Origin of the sequence: Stenotrophomonas maltophilia (assembly GCF_013464915.1) — a bacterium.
Classification (GTDB): Bacteria; Pseudomonadota; Gammaproteobacteria; order Xanthomonadales; family Xanthomonadaceae; genus Stenotrophomonas; species Stenotrophomonas maltophilia_AT.
On the sequence record NZ_RAVT01000054.1, the window covers coordinates 1 to 18,147 of the forward strand.

At 67.3% G+C, this 18,147-nt stretch carries 17 protein-coding genes; 12 read left to right on the forward strand and 5 right to left on the reverse strand.

Annotated features, from left to right (window positions below; all coding sequences use genetic code 11):
* Positions 1–190 precede the first annotated feature (190 nt).
* The 4 genes from D7T59_RS17805 (at position 191) to D7T59_RS17820 (ending at position 3,937) form a co-directional block, all read left to right on the forward strand.
* Positions 191–826, forward strand: coding sequence for a ubiquinone biosynthesis accessory factor UbiJ (locus D7T59_RS17805; RefSeq protein WP_164139083.1), 636 nt, complete (start codon positions 191–193; stop codon positions 824–826).
* Positions 823–2,478: a ubiquinone biosynthesis regulatory protein kinase UbiB gene (ubiB, locus tag D7T59_RS17810; protein ID WP_180853084.1), complete on the forward strand. Its 1,656-nt coding sequence runs from the start codon at positions 823–825 to the stop codon at positions 2,476–2,478. The genes D7T59_RS17805 and ubiB overlap by 4 nt, the downstream gene beginning before the upstream one ends.
* 5 nt (positions 2,479–2,483) lie before the next feature.
* Complete coding sequence (locus D7T59_RS17815) at positions 2,484–3,062, forward strand: O-methyltransferase (RefSeq protein ID WP_164139100.1); 579 nt, start codon at positions 2,484–2,486, stop codon at positions 3,060–3,062.
* A gap of 131 nt (positions 3,063–3,193) precedes the next feature.
* On the forward strand, positions 3,194–3,937 hold the full coding sequence (locus D7T59_RS17820; RefSeq protein WP_180853083.1) for a pseudouridine synthase: 744 nt from the start codon (positions 3,194–3,196) through the stop codon (positions 3,935–3,937).
* A 75-nt stretch (positions 3,938–4,012) separates the two neighbouring features.
* On the opposite strand, the gene D7T59_RS17825 is transcribed toward D7T59_RS17820, so the two are convergent.
* Positions 4,013–4,540, reverse strand: coding sequence for a DUF2059 domain-containing protein (locus D7T59_RS17825; RefSeq protein ID WP_180853082.1), 528 nt, complete (start codon positions 4,538–4,540; stop codon positions 4,013–4,015).
* A gap of 134 nt (positions 4,541–4,674) precedes the next feature.
* Here D7T59_RS17825 and arfB point away from each other — a divergent pair, with 134 nt between their 5' ends.
* The 3 genes from arfB (at position 4,675) to dcp (ending at position 7,981) form a co-directional block, all read left to right on the forward strand.
* A complete protein-coding gene (gene arfB / locus D7T59_RS17830) occupies positions 4,675–5,106 on the forward strand; it encodes an alternative ribosome rescue aminoacyl-tRNA hydrolase ArfB (RefSeq protein ID WP_032962216.1) in 432 nt (143 codons plus the stop codon).
* Positions 5,107–5,110: 4 nt separating this feature from the next.
* The gene (locus D7T59_RS17835; protein WP_180853081.1) at positions 5,111–5,713 is read left to right on the forward strand and encodes a lysophospholipid acyltransferase family protein; all 603 of its coding nucleotides are present in this window, start codon (positions 5,111–5,113) and stop codon (positions 5,711–5,713) included.
* 111 nt (positions 5,714–5,824) lie between these two features.
* Positions 5,825–7,981, forward strand: coding sequence for a peptidyl-dipeptidase Dcp (gene dcp, locus D7T59_RS17840; RefSeq protein WP_180853080.1), 2,157 nt, complete (start codon positions 5,825–5,827; stop codon positions 7,979–7,981).
* Positions 7,982–8,129: 148 nt separating this feature from the next.
* Here dcp and D7T59_RS17845 read toward each other — a convergent pair whose 3' ends face one another.
* Both D7T59_RS17845 and D7T59_RS17850 read right to left on the reverse strand, forming a co-directional pair.
* Positions 8,130–8,576 (reverse strand): 3-dehydroquinate dehydratase, encoded by a 447-nt coding sequence (locus tag D7T59_RS17845; RefSeq protein WP_004153636.1) that lies wholly within the window; start codon positions 8,574–8,576, stop codon positions 8,130–8,132.
* 3 nt (positions 8,577–8,579) lie between these two features.
* Positions 8,580–8,981 (reverse strand): hypothetical protein, encoded by a 402-nt coding sequence (locus tag D7T59_RS17850; RefSeq protein WP_019661885.1) that lies wholly within the window; start codon positions 8,979–8,981, stop codon positions 8,580–8,582.
* Between the two features lie 258 nt (positions 8,982–9,239).
* Between D7T59_RS17850 and lepB the strand changes: the two genes are divergently transcribed.
* Together lepB and D7T59_RS17860 are read left to right on the forward strand one after the other, a co-directional pair.
* On the forward strand, positions 9,240–9,866 hold the full coding sequence (gene lepB / locus D7T59_RS17855) for a signal peptidase I (protein WP_180853079.1): 627 nt from the start codon (positions 9,240–9,242) through the stop codon (positions 9,864–9,866).
* A gap of 122 nt (positions 9,867–9,988) precedes the next feature.
* Positions 9,989–11,245, forward strand: coding sequence for an MFS transporter (locus tag D7T59_RS17860; RefSeq protein WP_180853078.1), 1,257 nt, complete (start codon positions 9,989–9,991; stop codon positions 11,243–11,245).
* Positions 11,246–11,339: 94 nt separating this feature from the next.
* Here D7T59_RS17860 and D7T59_RS17865 read toward each other — a convergent pair whose 3' ends face one another.
* Positions 11,340–12,257 carry a LysR family transcriptional regulator gene (locus D7T59_RS17865; protein WP_180853077.1) on the reverse strand — a complete coding sequence of 306 codons (918 nt, stop codon included), beginning with the start codon at positions 12,255–12,257 and terminating at the stop codon, positions 11,340–11,342.
* Positions 12,258–12,612: 355 nt separating this feature from the next.
* The gene (locus D7T59_RS17870; protein ID WP_180853076.1) at positions 12,613–13,581 is read right to left on the reverse strand and encodes a LysR family transcriptional regulator; all 969 of its coding nucleotides are present in this window, start codon (positions 13,579–13,581) and stop codon (positions 12,613–12,615) included.
* A 110-nt stretch (positions 13,582–13,691) separates the two neighbouring features.
* Here D7T59_RS17870 and aceB point away from each other — a divergent pair, with 110 nt between their 5' ends.
* The 3 genes from aceB (at position 13,692) to D7T59_RS17885 (ending at position 18,141) form a co-directional block, all read left to right on the forward strand.
* Positions 13,692–15,314, forward strand: coding sequence for a malate synthase A (gene aceB, locus D7T59_RS17875; RefSeq protein ID WP_180853075.1), 1,623 nt, complete (start codon positions 13,692–13,694; stop codon positions 15,312–15,314).
* Between the two features lie 66 nt (positions 15,315–15,380).
* Positions 15,381–16,682 carry an isocitrate lyase gene (aceA, locus tag D7T59_RS17880; protein ID WP_004153647.1) on the forward strand — a complete coding sequence of 434 codons (1,302 nt, stop codon included), beginning with the start codon at positions 15,381–15,383 and terminating at the stop codon, positions 16,680–16,682.
* Between the two features lie 418 nt (positions 16,683–17,100).
* Positions 17,101–18,141 carry a GGDEF domain-containing protein gene (locus D7T59_RS17885; RefSeq protein WP_099551553.1) on the forward strand — a complete coding sequence of 347 codons (1,041 nt, stop codon included), beginning with the start codon at positions 17,101–17,103 and terminating at the stop codon, positions 18,139–18,141.
* Positions 18,142–18,147: the final 6 nt, after the last annotated feature.

Below are 18,147 nucleotides of genomic sequence, written 5' to 3' on the forward strand. Positions count from 1 at the left end.
CCGCGGCATGGATGCCGCGGCCAAGCCCCCAAGGACGGGTTTACGGCGTCCCCCGCAACCGGACCCACCCCGCCAACCCACGGAATGCCGGTTGTTGCTGTTGCTTCGGCTATTGCTGTTGCCGTTGCCTCTGCGGGTGCCGGGCGGCAGCCCGGCCCAAGCCCCCCACCCACGCAGGTAGAATGCGCACATGGCTCTTTCCCTGCTCAAGTCCCTCAAGCCGGTCGCTGGCCGCGCCCTGCAGATCGCCCTGAACCGCGCACTGGCGCTGGATCCGGATACCCGCCATGCATTGGCCAGCCTCGACGGCCGGCATATCGACCTGACCCTGGAAGCCCCTGCGCTGGCCATGCGCATCAGCGTCGACGGTGATGCACTGCGGGTCGGCCCGGTGGACGCGCAGGAAGCCGACCTGGCCGTGCGCAGCAGCCTGGCCGGCGTGCTCGCGCAACTGCCGCTGCTGGCCAATGCGCGGCGCGGCGGCGACAACGGCAAGGGCCGCGTGCGCGTGGCCGGCGATGCCGAGCTGGCGCGTCGCCTGCAGCAGCTGGCCAAGGGCTTCGACCCGGACTGGCAGCAGCCGTTCGTCAGCGTGTTCGGCGAAGTGCTGGGCGTGCAGGTCGCCAACACCCTGCGCAGCGCCCTGCAGCATGCGCGCCAAGGGGCGATCGACCTGGCCCACAGCGCCGCCGAGTTCATCACCGAGGAGTCGCGCGACGTGGTACCGCGCGCTGAACTGGATGCCTTCCACGACGATGTGGATGTGCTGCGCGATGACGTCGAACGCCTCGGTGCGCGCGTGCAGCGCCTGCGGGGTGCCGCATGAAGGCCGTGCTGCGGGCAAGCCGCATTGGCCGGGTGATCCTGCGTTACCGCCTCGACGATCTGCTTCAGGGCACGCCGGCCGAGCGCTGGCTGCGCCTGGCCAAACCCTTCGTGCCGCGCGCTTCGGCCAGCATCGCGTCGCAGTCGCGCGGCGCCCGCCTGCGTCTGGCGCTGCAGGACCTCGGCCCGATCTTCGTCAAGTTCGGCCAGATCCTGTCCACCCGCCGCGACCTGGTGCCGCCGGACGTGGCCAACGAACTGACCCTGCTGCAGGACCGGGTCAAACCGTTCGATGGCGAGACCGCGCGCCGCATCGTCGAGGACGCGCTCGGCCTGCCGGTCAGCGAGGCCTTCGCCAGCTTCGACACCGAGCCGTTGGCCTCGGCCTCGATCGCGCAGGTGCACGCGGCCACCCTGGCCGATGGCCGGCAGGTGGTGGTCAAGGTGCTGCGCCCGGGCATCGAGAAGCAGATCGACGCCGACATCGCCCTGCTCAACTCGCTGGCCGCCCTGGTCGAGCGCACCCACCCGCGTGCCGACAAGATCCGCCCGCGCGAGGTGGTGGCCGAAGTCGAGAACACCCTGGCCGCCGAGCTGGACCTGCAGCGCGAAGGCGCCAATGCCAGCGTGCTGCGCCGCTTCTGGGAAAACAGCGACGACCTGTACGTGCCGGAAGTGATCTGGAGCCACACCGCCGAGCGCGCGCTGACGCTGGAGCGCGTGTGGGGCATTCCGTCCGACGACATCGCTGCGCTGGACAAGGCCGGCATCGACCGCAAGGCGCTGGCTGCCAAGGGCGTCCGGGTGTTCTACACCCAGGTATTCCGCGACAACTTCTTCCACGCCGATGCGCATGCCGGCAACATCTGGGTCGACACCGATCCATCGCGCCGTGCCAATCCGCGTTTCATCGCGCTGGACTTCGGTATCATGGGCCAGCTCTCGCAGGAAGATCAGTACTACCTGGCCGAGAATTTCATGGCCATCTTCAACCGGGATTACCGCCGCATCGCCGAACTGCACGTGCAGGCACGCTGGATGCCCGACCACGTACGCATCGATGATCTTGAAGCGGCGGTGCGCTCGGTGTGCGAGCCGTACTTCACCCGCCCGCTGTCGCAGATCTCGCTGGCCGAAGTGCTGATGAAGCTGTTCCGCGTGGCGCAGCGCTACCAGCTGACCCTGCAGCCGCAGCTGATCCTGCTGCAGAAGACCCTGCTGAACATCGAGGGCGTCGGCCGCCAGCTGGACCCGCAGATCGACATCTGGGCGGTGGCCAAGCCGGTACTGGCAAAGATCCTGCGCGAGCGCTACAGCCCGCGCCGTGTGGTGCGCGAGCTCGGCAAGCGCCTGCCGGAAATCATGACCCATGCGCCGGACATGCCTCGCCTGGTGCACGCCTGGCTGACCCAGCAGGTGGAAGGTCGCCACGAACTGGCGATGCGTTCGCGCGATCTGGTCGCGCTCGACGCCAGCCTGCAGCGCCTGCAGAAGCGCGCCGTGGGCGCGATCACCGGTGTGGGCCTGCTCGCCATTGCCGCACTGATGTATGTGCTGCAGCCGCCGGGCTGGTACTGGGGCGACCTGCCGATGTGGAGCTGGCTGTCCGGTGTGGTCGGCGTGGTGGCGCTGGCGCGCGCGTGGTGGAAGTAGCTACCGTGCTGCAGGCGCTCAAGAACGAACTCGCACGGTTCGGCGCCGACAACGACGCGCTTGAAACCGAACGCGGCCGCCGCATGCTCAACATCACGCCGGAGACCGGTGAATTCCTCTCCGTGCTGGTGCGCTTCGGCACTGCGCGCAGGGTACTGGAGGTCGGCACCTCCAATGGATACTCGACGCTGTGGCTGGCCGAAGCCGCCGCTGCCATCGATGGCCACGTGACCACGCTGGAGTTTGCCGAAGACAAGGCGGCGATGGCACATGCGAACTTCGCACGCAGCGGTCTGGCCGAGCACATCACGCTGGTGCACGGCGATGCCGGGCAGTGGTTGGCACAGGCCGCCGATGCCAGCATCGATCTGCTGTTCCTCGATTCGGACCGCGGCCAGTACGCCGGCTGGTGGCCGCAGCTGCGCCGCGTGCTGTGTGCGGGTGGCCTGCTGGTGGTGGACAACGCCACCTCGCACGCGGAAGAGATGGAACCGCTGCGGGCGCTGCTGGAGGCTGACGCGAACTTCAGCACAAGCCTGGTGCCGGTGGGCAACGGCGAGCTGCTGGCCGTACGCAACGCCTGAACGACGTGCCGCCCCGCTTGATCCGGTAGTGCCGGCCGCTGGCCGGCAACCGCAGCCATCCKATTGCCCGGATGGCAGCCGGCCMGCGGCCGGCTCTACCCCATTCAATGCCCAGCCCCGATAATCCTGCCGTGAGCACCGAACCTGACACCCTCGCCGCGGTCGAGACCGACACCGCGCCCCTGCAGCTGCTGCACCTGGATGAACGCCTGGCCGTGGTCAACAAGCCTGCCGGGCTGATGGTCCACGACAGCAAGTTGGCCCGTGGCGAAGACGACTTCCTGGCCGACCGCCTGCGCGAGCAGCTGGGCCGCCCGATCTTCCTCGTGCATCGCCTGGACCGGGCCACCAGTGGCTGCCTGCTGCTGGCCTTCGACCGCGATACCGCCAGTGCGCTGGGCAAGGCGCTGATGGGTGGCGAGGTGTTGAAGGACTACCTGACGGTCTGCCGTGGCTGGCCGGCCGAGCTGTCCTGGCGGGTGGACCATGATCTGGACGGTGGCCCGGGCAAGCCGGTGAAGAAGCCGGCCATCACCGACTTCCAGCGCCTGGCGACCGGCGAGCTGTCGGTGCCGGTCGGCGAGTTCACCAGCTCGCGTTATGCGCTGCTGCGCTGCCAGCCACAGACCGGGCGCTTCCGGCAGATCCGCCGGCACCTCAAGCACCTGTCGCATCACATGATCGGCGACACCAGCCACGGTGATGGCCGCCACAACCGCATCTTCCGCATGCAGGGCGTGCATCGCATGCTGCTGCACGCCGAGCGCCTGCGCTTCCCGCATCCGGACGGTGGCGCGGTGGATGTGCGTGCGCCGCTGGACCGCGAGTTCCAGAAGGCGCTGGACCTGTTCGGCTGGCAGGTGGATACCGATTGACGGTAGTGCCGGCCGCTGGCCGGCATCTGCGCGATTCCAGATGTAATGGGGAGCCGGCCAGCGGCCGGCACTACCTCATTTCTTTTCCGGCTCGTTGACGATCGCTTCCAGGTCCTTCTGCAGGTCCGCAAACAGCGGCTGCATGCGGGCCTGGATCGCCACCATCACGTTCTGCATCAGCGCCGGGGTCTTGTCCAGCAGGCTCTGGCCGGCCGCGCTCTCGTAGAACTCGGCCATCGCCAGCACGTCTTCCTTGCTGAAGGTCTTCTTGTACAGGTCCACGTACATCGGCCGCAGCTGCTGCCACGACAGGGCCTGGCGCAGGGTCTGGCTGGTCCGCGCCTGGATCCGCTTCAGCTGTTCCTGCTGCTGGGCATTGAGCTGGCGCTGTGCGGCCACCTGCTGGAACTGCTGCTGCTGCATCGCCTCGATCTGCGGCAGCATGGTGTCGATCATGCTCTGCGCACGTGACGCGGACAGCAGGCGGTTGATGTCGCCGTCGGTCGGCGGTGCGGCCAAGGCGGGGACACCGGCCACGGCCAGCGCCAGCAGCAGGGCGGCGCGGCGCAGCAGGGACGGCAGGGCGGGTACGAAGCGGGTCATGCGAAGCTTCCTGCGGTACATGGGACGGCCAGCATACCCGCAGCCAAGGCGAAGGCGGCGTGTTCGGTACCTGATCGGCGGCATACGGCGCGCGATGTCGCACTCCGGTGCGTGGCTGCCGCTACAATGCGCGGATGGGCAGTGGACCGGTCACCATCAGCGCGCAGCTTGAAATCCCCGACGGCGAGATCGTCGAGCGGTTCGTGCGTGCCAGCGGTGCCGGTGGCCAGAACGTCAACAAGGTCTCCACCGCGGTGGAACTGCGTTTCGATGTGGCCAACTCGCCCTCGTTGCCCGAACCGTTGCGCACGCGCCTGCTGGCGCGGCGTGACCGGCGCATGACCGGCGAAGGCGTGCTGGTCATCGACGCGCAACGTTTCCGCACCCAGGATCGCAATCGCGAGGATGCGCGCGAGCGGCTGGCGGCCTTCATCCAGGCCGGGCTGAGCGTGCCCAAACCGCGCAAGGCCACCAAGCCGACCCTCGGGTCGAAACTGCGTCGTCTGGACGCCAAACGCGGGCGCGCGCAGATCAAGCGCGGGCGCTCATCACGTGACTGGGAGTGATTGCTTGAACAACCCGACTCCGCTGCTGCCGGCCGTGCCGCCGCAGATGCCACAGGTCAAACCCAACGCCTTCCTGCGCTGGCTGGCGCGCTGCACCCTGCGCATGGGGGGCTGGAAGGTGACCGGCACCCTGCCTGACATCCCGCGGCTGGTCTTCATCATCGCCCCGCACTCGTCAAACTGGGACGGCCTGTGGGGCATGGCGGCCAAGATCGCGCTGGGCATGAAGGTGAAGGTGCTGGGCAAGGCCTCGCTGTTCTGGTGGCCGCTGGGCCCGCTGCTGCACAAGCTGGGCGTGATCCCGCTGGACCGCAGCTCGCCGCAGGGAACGGTGGGCCAGGCGGTGGACCTGCTGCGCAACAACGAGAAGATGTGGTTCGCCATCACGCCCGAGGGCACCCGCAAGGCGGTGAAGGACTGGAAGGCCGGTTTCCTGAAAATTGCCCGGATGGCCGACGTGCCGATCCTGGCCGCATACTTCCACTACCCGGAAAAGACCATCGGCATCGGCCCGCTGTTCACGCCGACCGGTGATGACGCCGCCGACATGGCCGCCATCCGCGAGTTCTACCGGCCCTGGATCGGCAAGACCCGCGGTACGGTCTGAACCCGCCGGCAGGGCCTGCATAGACGCCACGTCCGGCACATGCCGGGCGAGCGCGACAGGAGTAGGGTGGAGGGCTGGTATTCCATACCGTCTGCCCAAGGAGCGTTTTACATGTCGCGTACCGTAGTCCTGGCCGCCGCCATCAGCCTGGCGCTGGCGGCCTGTTCCGGCAAGGAGTCCACCCCCGTGTCCGATGCCCAGAAAGCCCCGGCCCAGCAGCCGGCCGAAGCCTCCACCAATCCGCTGCTGAGCGCGAGTACGCTGCCGTTCCAGGCGCCGCAGTTCGACAAGATCAAGGACAGCGACTACCTGCCGGCCTTCGAGGAAGGCATGCGCCAGCACCTGGCCGACGTGCGCAAGATCGCCGACAGCAGCGAGCCGGCCACCTTCGACAACACCATCGTGGCGATGGAGCGCAGCGGCGAGACCCTGAACCGCGTGTCGCGCATCTTCTTCGGCCTGGTCCAGGCCGATACCAACGACGCGCGCCAGAAGATCCAGGAAGAAGTGGCGCCGAAGCTGGCCGCGCACCAGGACGAGATCAATCTCGACCCGAAGCTGTTCGCGCGCGTGAAGTCGATCTATGACCAGCGCGAAACGCTGGAACTGGACCCGGTGCAGAAGCGCCTGGTCGAGCATTACTACGACGGCCTGGTGCGCGCTGGCGCGCAGCTGTCCGACGCCGACAAGGCCTCGCTGCGCAAGCTCAACGTGGAAGAGACCACCCTCTCCACCCAGTTCCACACCCGCCTGGTGGCCGCCACCGCTGCTGCTGCCGTGGTCGTCGACGACAAGGCCAAGCTGGCCGGCCTGGACGAGGATGCGATCAACAACGCTGCGGCGGCTGCCAAGGAGCGCAAGCTGGATGGCAAGTTCCTGCTGCCGCTGCAGAACACCACCCAGCAGCCGGTGCTCGGCTCGCTGAGCGACCGCGACCAGCGTGCCGCCGTGCTGAAGGCCTCGGAAACCCGCGCCGAGCGCGGCGATGCCAATGACACCCGGCAGACCGTGCAGCGCCTGGCCCAGCTGCGTGCGCAGAAGGCCAAGCTGCTCGGCTTCGACACCTTCGCCGACTACCAGCTGGGCGACCAGATGGCCAAGACCCCGGCCGCTGCGCTGAAGCTGCTGACCGACACCGTGCCGGCCGCCACCGCCAAGGCGCGTGCCGAAGCCGGCGAGATCCAGAAGGTGATCGACGCGCAGAAGGGCGGCTTCCAGGTCGCTGCCTCGGACTGGGATTTCTACGCCGAGCAGGTGCGCAAGGCCAAGTACGATCTGGACGAATCGCAGGTCAAGCCGTACTTCGAACTGGACAACGTGCTGCAGAACGGCGTCTTCTACGCCGCCACCCAGCTGTACGGCATCACCTTCAAGCCGCGTACCGACATTCCGACCTACAACCCGGACATGAAGGTGTACGAAGTGTTCGACAAGGACGGCACCTCGCTGGCCCTGTTCTACACCGACTACTTCAAGCGTGACAGCAAGTCCGGTGGCGCCTGGATGGACGTGTTCGTCGAACAGGACGGACTGACCGGTGCCAAGCCGGTGGTCTACAACGTCTGCAACTTCACCAAGCCGGCCGCCGGCCAGCCTGCGCTGATCAGCTTCGATGACGTCACCACCATGTTCCATGAGTTCGGCCATGCGCTGCACGGCATGTTCTCGAACGTGAAGTACCCGTCGATCGCCGGCACTGCCACCTCGCGCGACTTCGTCGAGTTCCCGTCGCAGTTCAACGAGCACTGGGCGCTGGACCCGAAGGTGTTCGCCAACTACGCCAAGCACTACAAGACCGGCGAGGCGATGCCGCAGGAACTGGTCGACAAGATCCTCAAGGCACGCAGCTTCAACCAGGGCTATGCGACCACCGAGTACCTGTCGGCCGCACTGCTGGACCTGGCCTGGCACACGCAGAAGGCCGACGCGCCGCTGCAGGATGTCGGTGCCTTTGAAGCCAGCGCGCTGAAGAAGTTCAAGGTCGATCTGCCGCAGGTGCCACCGCGTTACCGCACCACCTACTTCGACCACATCTGGGGTGGCGGTTACTCGGCCGGTTACTACGCCTACTTCTGGGCCGAAGTGCTGGATCATGACGCCTACCAGTGGTTCACCGAACACGGTGGCCTGACCGCCGCCAACGGCCAGGAATTCCGCGACAAGATCCTCTCGCGTGGCAACAGCGTGGAGCTGTCGACCCTGTACCGCGATTTCCGCGGCAAGGACCCGTCGGTGGAACCGCTGCTGAAGTTCCGCGGGCTGAAGTAAGAAACAGAAAACGGCGGGGGCAACCCCGCCGTTTTTCTTTCTGTAGCGTCGAGGCATGCTCGACGTTCTTCTGTAGAGCCGAGCCCATGCTCGGCTGATGTTTCCTGGAAAGGCACCGAGCATGGGCTCGGCTCTACAAGAAACAGCGTTACGTCCCCACGTGCACGCGGTTTGCCTGTTCGGCCAGCCCCAGGTGATCCAGCGCGATGTCCAGCGCCAGCACATAGCTCTGCGCGCCATACCCGGCAGCAATGCCCAGTCGCTGGCCGACACCGGCCGGCAGGCACGGCTCGGCCACCGCGCCGTCGTCATGCACTTCCACGTACGCGTTGTGCAGATAGGGCAGCAGACGCTGCAGGCGCAGGCTGTTGGCACACGCACCCGGGTCAAGCAGGGTCACCTCGCCGCGGCTGTGATCGGCCACGCGCAGGGCATCCAGCAGTTCCTGCTCCGAACCACAGGCACGGATCGCCACGCTGGTGCCGGCGTCGATCGCACGATGCACCAGTGACTTCAGGACCGGTGCCGGCAGCGGCATGGCGGTACGAATCAACGCACCGGCGGCTTCCGGGCCACGGATGATGAAGATCGACATGGCTCAGCCCTCCTGTGCCAGGCGGCGACCGACGATGGCCAGCGACAGCGGGTAACCGGCCTGCTGGCTGCGCTGGTCCACCACCACCGCGGCGGGGCCATGCTGCAGGCGCAGGCGTGCATCCAGGCCGGGCTCGCTGGGGGCCTGCAGCTCTATGTACTGCGCCGGCAGCCGTTCCAGCGCCGCCTGCAGCGCGCCACCTTCGGCCTGCCATTGCGCCTCGTCGGCGGCGCCGACATCCAGCAGTACCCAGTCGGCCGAGCGCGCCTGCGGCTGGCACAGGCACTGGCGTACTTCGGACAGGCTGGCGCAGTCGCTGCACAGCACGCGATGGCCGGCCAGCTGCGCCGGCAGCTGCGGGCGCGGCGCCGACGAAGACGCGTGGCGGATCACCAGGAGGGTCATACAACACCTTGCGGAATGCGCCCTGTGGCGCGGTGGGCACACGATGCGCGTGCTGCCCGTAAAGGTGCGATGCCCGCGGCCGGGCCGGGGCGTAAAACCTGCGTAACCCTTCCTGTAGAGCCGAGCCCACGCKCGGCTGTGGGTAACCGAAGCGCGAAGCGCAAGCCGAGCGTGGGCTCGGCTCTACWGGACGCCGGCGCGGGAACCTCTTCGGTCTGCATGTGGTCTGATACCGCTACCAACCACCCGGAGCCTGTCATGGATGCTGTTGCCCGCCCTCCCTTTTCCGAACGCGCGCTGGCCTGGCTGAAGAAGGAGGCGTTGCCGCTGCTGGTGATGCTCGGCCTGTTGGCCGCCGCCCGCGATACCCTGGCCAACCACTACGTCGTGCCCAGCGGCTCGATGCAGCCGACCCTGCAGCCCGGTGACCGGGTGGTGGTGGACATGCGCGCCTACGGCCTGCGCCTGCCCTTCACCAGCAAGGAACTGATGGCGACCGGTACCCCGCAACGCGGCGAGGTGGCGGTGTTCGATTCGCCGGCCGATGGCACCCGGCTGATCAAGCGCGTGGCGGCGGTGGCGGGTGACCACGTGCAGATGCGCGAGGGACACCTGAGCATCAATGGCCAGCCGCTGCAGATCGCCGACCTGCAGGACGTGGAAGCCTTCGGTGAGCGTCGTGCCCGTCTCGACCTGGACATGGGCGGTGGTCCGGACATCGCCGATCTGGTGGTGCCGGCCGGCAAGGTGCTGGTGCTGGGCGACCACCGCGGCAACAGCTTCGATGGCCGCTTCTTCGGCTTCGTCGACGCCGACAAGGTCTACGGCCGGGCGGTGGCGGTGTACTACCGCCGTGGCGACGGCTTCGAGTGGCAGCGCCTCTAAGCTGAATCGATACGTCAGACGTATCGATCATGACCTATCAGGTTATGGATCGACTGGATGGGCGGGCCTAGTCTAGGCCTGTTCCCTCCCACGCCCGGCCGCCCCACCGGCCCATCGATCCCATGACTGGCGAAACCGCGGCGGCCGCCGAACGCCGCCCCCACACTGCCGATTCCGGCGCCGAGACCCGCATCCAGCAGGGCACGCCGGCCTTCCGCCGCACCGCGCTGGCGCTGTTCCTGGCCGGCTTCTCCACCTTCGGCCTGCTGTACACGGTGCAGCCGCTGCTGCCCGAGTTCAGTCGTCACTTCGGCGTGTCCGCCGCCGGCAGCGCGATGTCGTTGTCGTTGACCACGGGCACGTTGGCGGTGGCGATGCTGCTGGCCGGCCTGTTGTCCGATGCGATCGGGCGCCGTCCGTTGATGATCGCCGCGCTGCTGGCATCGGCAACCTTGTCGCTGTGCACCGCACTGGTGGACGACTGGACCACACTGCTGGTGCTGCGCACCCTGCTCGGCCTGGCGCTGAGCGGCGTACCGGCAGTGGCGATGACCTACCTGGTCGAGGAAATGGACAGCCGCGCGCTGGGCCTGGCGATGGGCCTGTACATCGGCGGCAACGCCATCGGTGGCATGAGCGGGCGCCTGCTGGCCGGCATCATCGCCGACCACTGGGGCTGGCGCTGGGGGATCGGCGTGGTCTCGATCATCGCCATCGCCAGCACCGTGCTGCTGTGGCTGCAGCTGCCGCCGTCGCGCCATTTCAGTGCGCGCCGCGATGGCCTGCGCCAGTTGCCGGCGCGCTGGCGCACGCTGTTCGCCGATCCGGGCCTGCCGTGGCTGTTCGCCACCTCGTTCGTGCTGATGGGCGTGTTCGTCACTCTCTACAACTACCTGGGCTATCACCTGCTGGCGCCGCCCTATCACCTCAGCCAGACCGTGGTCGGGCTGATCTTCAGCGTCTATCTGGTGGGCACCTTCAGTTCGGCGTGGATGGGCCAGCAGGCCACGCGCTACGGCCGCGGCCGCATCCTGTCGATCTCGTTCACGCTGATCGGCGCCGGCATCGCGCTGCTGGCGATGCCGTGGCTGAGCACGATGGCGCTGGGGATCGCACTGGTGACCTTCGGCTTCTTCGGCGGCCACTCGGTGGCCAGCAGCTGGGTCGGCAGCCGCGCCGGTACGATGCGTGCGGAAGCCTCGGCGCTGTACCTGTTCGCCTATTACCTGGGATCCAGTGTGCTCGGCGGTGTCGGTGGCCTGGCCTATGCAGCCTGGGACTGGCTGGGCGTTTGTGCGTTCGCGGCCGTGCTGACCCTGATCGGCGGTGGCATCGTCTGGGCGCTGCAGCAGCGTGCGCCGCAGCCGGTGACGGCGTGAACCTGTGGAGTTGCGCTTGCCTCGGTAGAGTCGACTGTTAGTCGACTATCGCGCGCAGCGCGGGGTTTTTGAATTCTGATGGAAGAGCAGTCGACTAACAGTCGACTCTACCGGCGAACGCTTCGCGCAGCAGCGTGGAGAAGTTGCGGATCAACGGCGTTACCCGTTCGTGGTGCCACGCCAGCTGCACTTCCGAATGCGCACCGGCATCGGCCAGCGCGACGAAGCGCGCGCCTTCCACCCGGATGTGATCACAGGACGACGGCAGGATCGCCGCGCCGAGACCGGCAGCCGCAAGACTGATCAATGTCGATGCCTCACCGGCTTCCTGCACGATGCGCGGCGTGAATCCGGCCGCCGCACACAACGCGATCATGTGGTCGTGGATGCCCGCACCGGCACTGCGGCGGAACGCCACGAACGGCTCCTGCGCGAAGTCGCGCAGCGACAACGTGCCCTGCTTCGACAGTCTGCGCAGGGCAGGATGGTCGGCATGCACGATCAACGCCAGCGGATCGACGAACAGGCTGTGCGCCACCAGTTCCGCTGGCAGCGCGCGCTTGCGGATGATGCCCACGTCCAGGCTGCCATCGAGCAGCGCATCGATCTGCTGCAGGGTGTTCATCTCGCTCAGCTGCAGCCGCACCTGCGGATACCGCTGGCGGTAGTGCAGGATCGAACGCGGAATCTGCGGCGACAGCGGCGTGGCGCGGGTCAGGCCGATGTGCAGTTCACCCTGCTCACCGCGCTGTGCACGCTGCACCTCGTCCACCGCCGTTTCCACCTGCTGCACGATGGCGCGCGCACGTTCCTGCAGCAGCTCGCCGGCGGGGGTCAGCTGCACGCGACGATGGCTGCGCACGAACAGGCGCGCCCCGATCAGTTCTTCCAGCTGCCGGATCTGCTGGCTGAGTGGCGGCTGCGACATGCCCAGCCGCTCGGCCGCCTGGCCGAAGTGCAGCGTATCGGCGACGGCAAGGAAGTAACGCAGGTGGCGGAGTTCGATGGACATGGCGCCAGTTTATTCATCGTCAGCCGGAAATGGGGTCAGAGCCCGTTGCGCAGCAACGGGATCCGACCCCGACAGATCGCGGGAATCTGTCAGAGGCGGGGCGGTGTGGGTKGGCAGGACCGTTGGCGCCATGGATGGCGCCATCGAGCCCCCAKGGGTGAGGGCGCTTTGCTTGCGAAGCACTGCTTCGCAAGCGCCCGAACGCACAGCCGCCAGCGGCTGGGCCGGACCGCGGAGCGGGGTTTACGGCGTGTCCTGCCCGCCTACACCGCCCCGCCGAATGCCAGCTTTTGACGTTGACGTTGACGTTGCTTCGGCTTCGGCAGGTGCAGGGCGCAGCCCTGCCGAACACCCCTCACCGCTCCGAATGCCCGCTCTGGTCGTAATCGCGCGGGCTGAACAACTCCGGCTGGATCAGCTCGATGAACGCCCGCGCCTGCGCCGACAACGCCTTGCCACGCCGCACGATCACCCCATAACTGCGTTCCGGGAACCAGCGCTTCATCGAACGCGCCGCCAGCCGCTCGCGGTCGGCCTCGTTCAGGCACAGCGCCGGCACGATGGAAATGCCCATGCCCATCGCCACGTACTGCTTGATCACCTCCCAGCCGCCCACCTCCAGCGCCACCGTGTAGGCAATGCGGTGGCGCTGGAACACCTGGTCCACCAGCCGGTAGGTGATCTGCCGCTTCGGCGGCAGCACCAGCGGGTAGCGCGCGATGTCGGCCAGCTCCAGCTCGCCGCCGCTGGCCAGTGGATGGTCATGCGGGGCGATCAGCACCTGTTCGAAACGGTAGGCCGGGGCGTAGCTCAGGTCGGCTGGCACATCGGTCATCGAACCGATGGCCAGGTCGGCCGCGTCCTCGCGCAGCAGGTCGGTGCCATCGGCACTGATCGCGTTGTGCAGGGTCAGGCGCACGTCCGGGTGGTGCAGGCGGAAGCGTTCGACGATCTTCGGCAGCAGGTACAGGATGGTCGAGCTGTTGGCGGCGATGTTCAGCTCACCCGCGTCCAGACCGCGCACCTTGTCGCGGAAGCGCGCCTCCAGCCCATCCAGGTTCTCCACCAGTGGCTGCGCCATTTCATACAGCACCTGGCCCTCGCGGCTGGGCACCAGGCGGCGCCCGCTGCGCTCGAACAGGGGTACCCCCAGCTCACGCTCCAGCGCTTGCAGCTGCAGGCTGATGGCCGGCTGGCTGACGAAAAGCGCCTCAGCCGCACGTGAGACCGAGCCCAGGCGCACCGTCTGGCAGAACGCGCGCAGCGGCTTCAACCGGTCGGATTTGTAGGAAAAACGAGGACTTGGCGAAGGGCGCGTGGTCATGGCGTCACAAGTATTAGCACAATTTATGTAGAGCATTGCAAAAACTGTTTTGCCAAATACTCAGTCCCAGCGGCACCGTGGAGACGTTCCCCCACCGCTGGAGTCGCCCCATGTCCGCCGTCGCTTCCGCTGTTCCCACCCCTGCCAGCAAGGCCACCCCCGGCATCGCCCTGGCGACCCGCGTGGCCGGCCAGGACACTGTGCTGCCGGCGCCACTGCTGGCCCTGCTGGTGTCGCTGCACCGTGCGGTGGAACCGGGCAGGCAGGCACGGCTGCAGGCCCGCCGCGAGCGCCAGGCGTTCTTCGACCAGGGCGGCCTGCCGGATTTCCGCGAAGACACTGCCGCCATCCGCAGCGGCGACTGGACCGTCGCGCCGCTGCCGGCCGCGCTGCAGGACCGCCGCGTCGAGATCACCGGCCCGACCGACCCGAAGATGGTCATCAACGCGCTGAACTCGGGCGCCAAGGTGTTCATGGCCGACTTCGAGGATTCGACCTCGCCCACCTGGCGCAACCTGCTGGCCGGTCAGCAGTCGCTGGCGGCGGCGGTGCGTGGTGATCTGGAATTCACCGCCGCCAATGGCAAGCACTACACCCTGCGCCCGTATGACGAACAGGCGGTCCTGATCGTGCGCCCACGTGGCTGGCACCTGGACGAAAAGCACGTGGCCATCGACGGCCAGCCGCTGGCCGGTGGCCTGTTCGACGCGGCAGTGTTCGCCTTCCACAACGCCCGCACCCTGCAGGCCAAGGACCGCGGCCCGTACTTCTACCTGCCCAAGCTGCAGAGCATGGAAGAGGCGGCGCTGTGGGAGACCGCGCTGTCGCACATCGAGGGCATGCTCGGCCTGCCGCATGGCCAGATCAAGGTGACCGTGCTGATCGAAACGCTGCCGGCGGTGTTCGAGATGGACGAGATCCTGCACGCGCTGCGTGATCGCATCGTCGGCCTGAACTGCGGGCGCTGGGACTACATCTTCTCGTACCTGAAGACCTTCCGCCGCCATGCGGATCGCGTGCTGCCCGAGCGTGGCCAGGTGACCATGACCCAGCCGTTCCTGAAGGCCTATTCGGAACTGCTGATCCAGACCTGCCATCGTCGCGGTGCGCATGCGATGGGCGGCATGGCCGCGCAGATTCCGATCAACAACGATGCCGCCGCCAACGAACAGGCGATGGCTCGGGTGCGTGCCGACAAGCTGCGCGAAGTCAGTGCCGGCCATGACGGCACCTGGGTCGCGCACCCGGCGCTGATTCCGGTGGCGATGGCGATCTTCGACGAGCACATGCCCGGCCCGAACCAGCACAGCGTGCTGCGCCAGGATGTGCGTGCTGGCCGCGATGAACTGATCGCGCGGCCGCCGGGCACCATCACCCGCGCCGGTTTCGAGGGCAACGTGGAAGTCTGCGTGCGCTACCTGGCGGCGTGGCTGGATGGCAACGGCTGCGTGCCGATCCATCACCTGATGGAGGACGCGGCCACCGCCGAGATCAGCCGCAGCCAGCTGTGGCAGTGGCTGCACACGCCGGGGCAGCAGCTCGACGATGGCACCGCGATCGACCTGGCCCTGCTCGACGCCACGCTGGCGCAGCTGCCGGCGCGGCTGGGCGAAACGCGTGCACTGCCCGGTGGCGCCCGCATCGGCGAGGCCATCGCGCTGCTGGCCGAACTGAGCCGCAGCAACGAACTGACCGATTTCCTGACCCTGCCGGCCTACGCACGCATTGACTGATCGCGCGTCCGCGTACCGCCGTCGCTTCCCTCCCCGCTGCACGCACGAACCGAACTGGAGAAAGACATGAGCAAGCTGCCCACTGCCGAACAGATCCAGCACGACTGGGATACCAACCCGCGCTGGGAAGGCATCCAGCGCAACTACAGCGCCGCCGACGTGGTGCGCCTGCGCGGCACCGTCCACATCGAGCACTCGCTGGCCCGCCTGGGCGCGGAAAAGCTGTGGGCGTCGCTGCACGAGCGCGAGTTCGTCAACGCGCTGGGTGCGCTGACCGGCAACCAGGCCATGCAGCAGGTCAAGGCCGGCCTGAAGGCCATCTACCTGTCCGGTTGGCAGGTGGCGGCCGACGCCAACCTGGCCGGCCAGATGTATCCGGACCAGTCGCTGTACCCGGCCGATTCGGTGCCGGCGGTGGTCAAGCGCATCAACAACACCCTGCTGCGCGCCGACCAGCTGCACCACGCCGAAGGCAAGGACGATATCGACTTCCTGCAGCCGATCGTGGCCGATGCCGAGGCCGGTTTCGGCGGCGTGCTCAACGCGTTCGAGCTGATGAAGGCGATGATCGAGGCCGGCGCCGCCGGCGTGCATTTCGAGGACCAGCTGGCCTCGGTGAAGAAGTGCGGCCACATGGGCGGCAAGGTGCTGGTGCCGACCCGCGAGGCGATCGAGAAGCTCAACGCCGCGCGCCTGGCGGCCGACGTGCTGGGCGTGCCGACCCTGCTGGTGGCGCGTACCGACGCCGAAGCCGCCGACCTGCTGACCAGCGACATCGACGGCAACGACAAGCCGTTCGCCACCGGCGAGCGCACCGTGGAAGGCTTCTACAAGACCCGCAATGGCCTGGACCAGGCGATCAGCCGCGGCCTGGCCTACGCGCCCTATGCCGACCTGGTGTGGTGCGAGACCGGCAAGCCGGACCTGGAGTTCGCCCGCAAGTTCGCCGAGGCGATCCATGCGAAGTTCCCCGGCAAGCTGCTGGCCTACAACTGCTCGCCCAGCTTCAACTGGAAGAAGAACCTGGACGACGCGACCATTGCGAAGTTCCAGCGCGAACTGGGCAGCTACGGCTACAAGTTCCAGTTCATCACCCTGGCCGGCTTCCACGCGCTGAACTACGGCATGTTCAACCTGGCCCATGGCTATGCACGCCGCCAGATGAGCGCCTTCGTGGAACTGCAGGAGGCCGAGTTCGAAGCGGCCGAGCGTGGCTTCACCGCGGTCAAGCACCAGCGCGAGGTCGGCACCGGCTACTTCGATGCAGTGACCCAGGCGATCCAGCAGGGCCAGTCCTCGACCACCGCACTGACCGGCTCCACCGAGGAAGAGCAGTTCCACGGCGGGCGCAGCGAACGCGCCGCGTGATGCGGTAGTGCCGGCCGCTGGCCGGCGACCATGTGATCTTCCGGGCATTGCAGGGAAGCCGGCCAGCGGCCGGCTCTACCGAAGCCTCGAAATACGATCAGGGTGGCCAGGGAAGGGCCAGACAACGCCGGCCGGTCGGGGGACCTGCCGGCGTTGTTGTATCGATGGAAACGCGATGAACGCATGCAGCGTCAATCCGGCGCACCCCACAGCCCGGCAACTTGGCCGAAACCCTGTGAAGGTGGCCATCAGATTGATCCGGAACGACTTTTCCCTCGACCGTGGCGGGCGGAACGGCCACCGCGCGCCTTCACATCGGGAAAGTGGACCAGAACGCTCAAAATGAGATAGGGCGCACATTTTAAAGCGGTGCTATGCTCCGCGGCTCACCAGGGGACGCTGGCGGCGGGTGCAGGGAATGACCGGCAGGGGTGCGGCCGAGAACAGTGATGTGACGTCAGGTATCGCCCGGGTGGCGATGGCCGAGATCGTGCATGCGCTGCTGTCCGATGCCGAGGTCGCATTGTTCGCCAGATTTGCCCGCCCATGCAAGCTTCATGCCGGACAGTGGCTGTTCCAGCGCGGGCATCGTGGCGAGCGCATGTATGTGATCCTGGAAGGCCAGATCGAACTGGACTTCGGCGAGGACCTGGTGATCAAGACCCTCGGGCAGCAGGAGTTCTTCGGTGAGCTGGGCCTGCTGGTGGGTGATCACCCGCGCAGCGCCAGTGCGCGCGCCCTGGTGGACTGCGAGGTGCTTGAGCTGGGGCCCGCCGACTTCCATCGCCTGGTCGAATCCGATCCGGGCCTGGTCGCCTACTTCCTGCGCCGCACGATCATGCGCGTGCTGACCAACGAACAGGCCCTGATCAGCCAGCTGCGCCGGCGCAACCATGACCTGGAAACCGCGCTGGACAACCTGTACATCACCACCCACCAGCTGACCCACACCCGTGAGCTGGTGCGTACCGATGAACTGACCGGACTGCACAACCGCCGTGGCCTCACCCTGTACCTGCAGGAATGCCGCGCCGATGGCAGTGGGCTGCCGCAGGCGCTGCTGCTGATCGACTGCGACCGCTTCAAGCAGATCAATGACCGCCATGGCCACCAGGCCGGCGATCGGGTGCTGCAGAGCATGGGCAACATCCTGCGCTCGATGGCCGGTGAGCAGGACCTGACCTGCCGGCTCGGCGGTGACGAGTTCTGCCTGATCCTTCGCCGTGGAAATCATGAGATCGTGCAGCACGCGGCCGAGTTCATTCTCAGCGCGGTGCACGGCCTGCTGGAACGCAGCCACGGCACCCCGCACGTCAGCCTGGTCAGCATCGGCGCCAGCCTGCTGGACCCGGATGCGGGCTGGAGCGAGTGGTACGCCAGCGCGGACCGTGCGCTGTACCAGGCCAAGCGTGATGGTGGCAACTGCCTGCGTTGGGCAGACGCAGTGGACTCACCCTAGATCGGG

Bases quoted from the DNA above. Each gene is read 5' to 3' on its own strand.
- D7T59_RS17805 (WP_164139083.1), top strand. From the start codon at position 191: ATGGCTCTTTCCCTGCTCAAGTCCCTCAAGCCGGTCGCTGGCCGCGCC.
- aceA (WP_004153647.1), top strand. From the start codon at position 15,381: ATGAGCAAGCTGCCCACTGCCGAACAGATCCAGCACGACTGGGATACC.
- dcp (WP_180853080.1), top strand. From the start codon at position 5,825: ATGTCGCGTACCGTAGTCCTGGCCGCCGCCATCAGCCTGGCGCTGGCG.
- D7T59_RS17860 (WP_180853078.1), top strand. From the start codon at position 9,989: ATGACTGGCGAAACCGCGGCGGCCGCCGAACGCCGCCCCCACACTGCC.
- arfB (WP_032962216.1), top strand. From the start codon at position 4,675: ATGGGCAGTGGACCGGTCACCATCAGCGCGCAGCTTGAAATCCCCGAC.
- D7T59_RS17870 (WP_180853076.1), bottom strand. From the start codon at position 13,581: ATGACCACGCGCCCTTCGCCAAGTCCTCGTTTTTCCTACAAATCCGAC.
- D7T59_RS17825 (WP_180853082.1), bottom strand. From the start codon at position 4,540: ATGACCCGCTTCGTACCCGCCCTGCCGTCCCTGCTGCGCCGCGCCGCC.
- D7T59_RS17885 (WP_099551553.1), top strand. From the start codon at position 17,101: ATGACCGGCAGGGGTGCGGCCGAGAACAGTGATGTGACGTCAGGTATC.
- D7T59_RS17845 (WP_004153636.1), bottom strand. From the start codon at position 8,576: ATGTCGATCTTCATCATCCGTGGCCCGGAAGCCGCCGGTGCGTTGATT.
- D7T59_RS17850 (WP_019661885.1), bottom strand. From the start codon at position 8,981: ATGACCCTCCTGGTGATCCGCCACGCGTCTTCGTCGGCGCCGCGCCCG.
- lepB (WP_180853079.1), top strand. From the start codon at position 9,240: ATGGATGCTGTTGCCCGCCCTCCCTTTTCCGAACGCGCGCTGGCCTGG.
- ubiB (WP_180853084.1), top strand. From the start codon at position 823: ATGAAGGCCGTGCTGCGGGCAAGCCGCATTGGCCGGGTGATCCTGCGT.
- aceB (WP_180853075.1), top strand. From the start codon at position 13,692: ATGTCCGCCGTCGCTTCCGCTGTTCCCACCCCTGCCAGCAAGGCCACC.
- D7T59_RS17865 (WP_180853077.1), bottom strand. From the start codon at position 12,257: ATGTCCATCGAACTCCGCCACCTGCGTTACTTCCTTGCCGTCGCCGAT.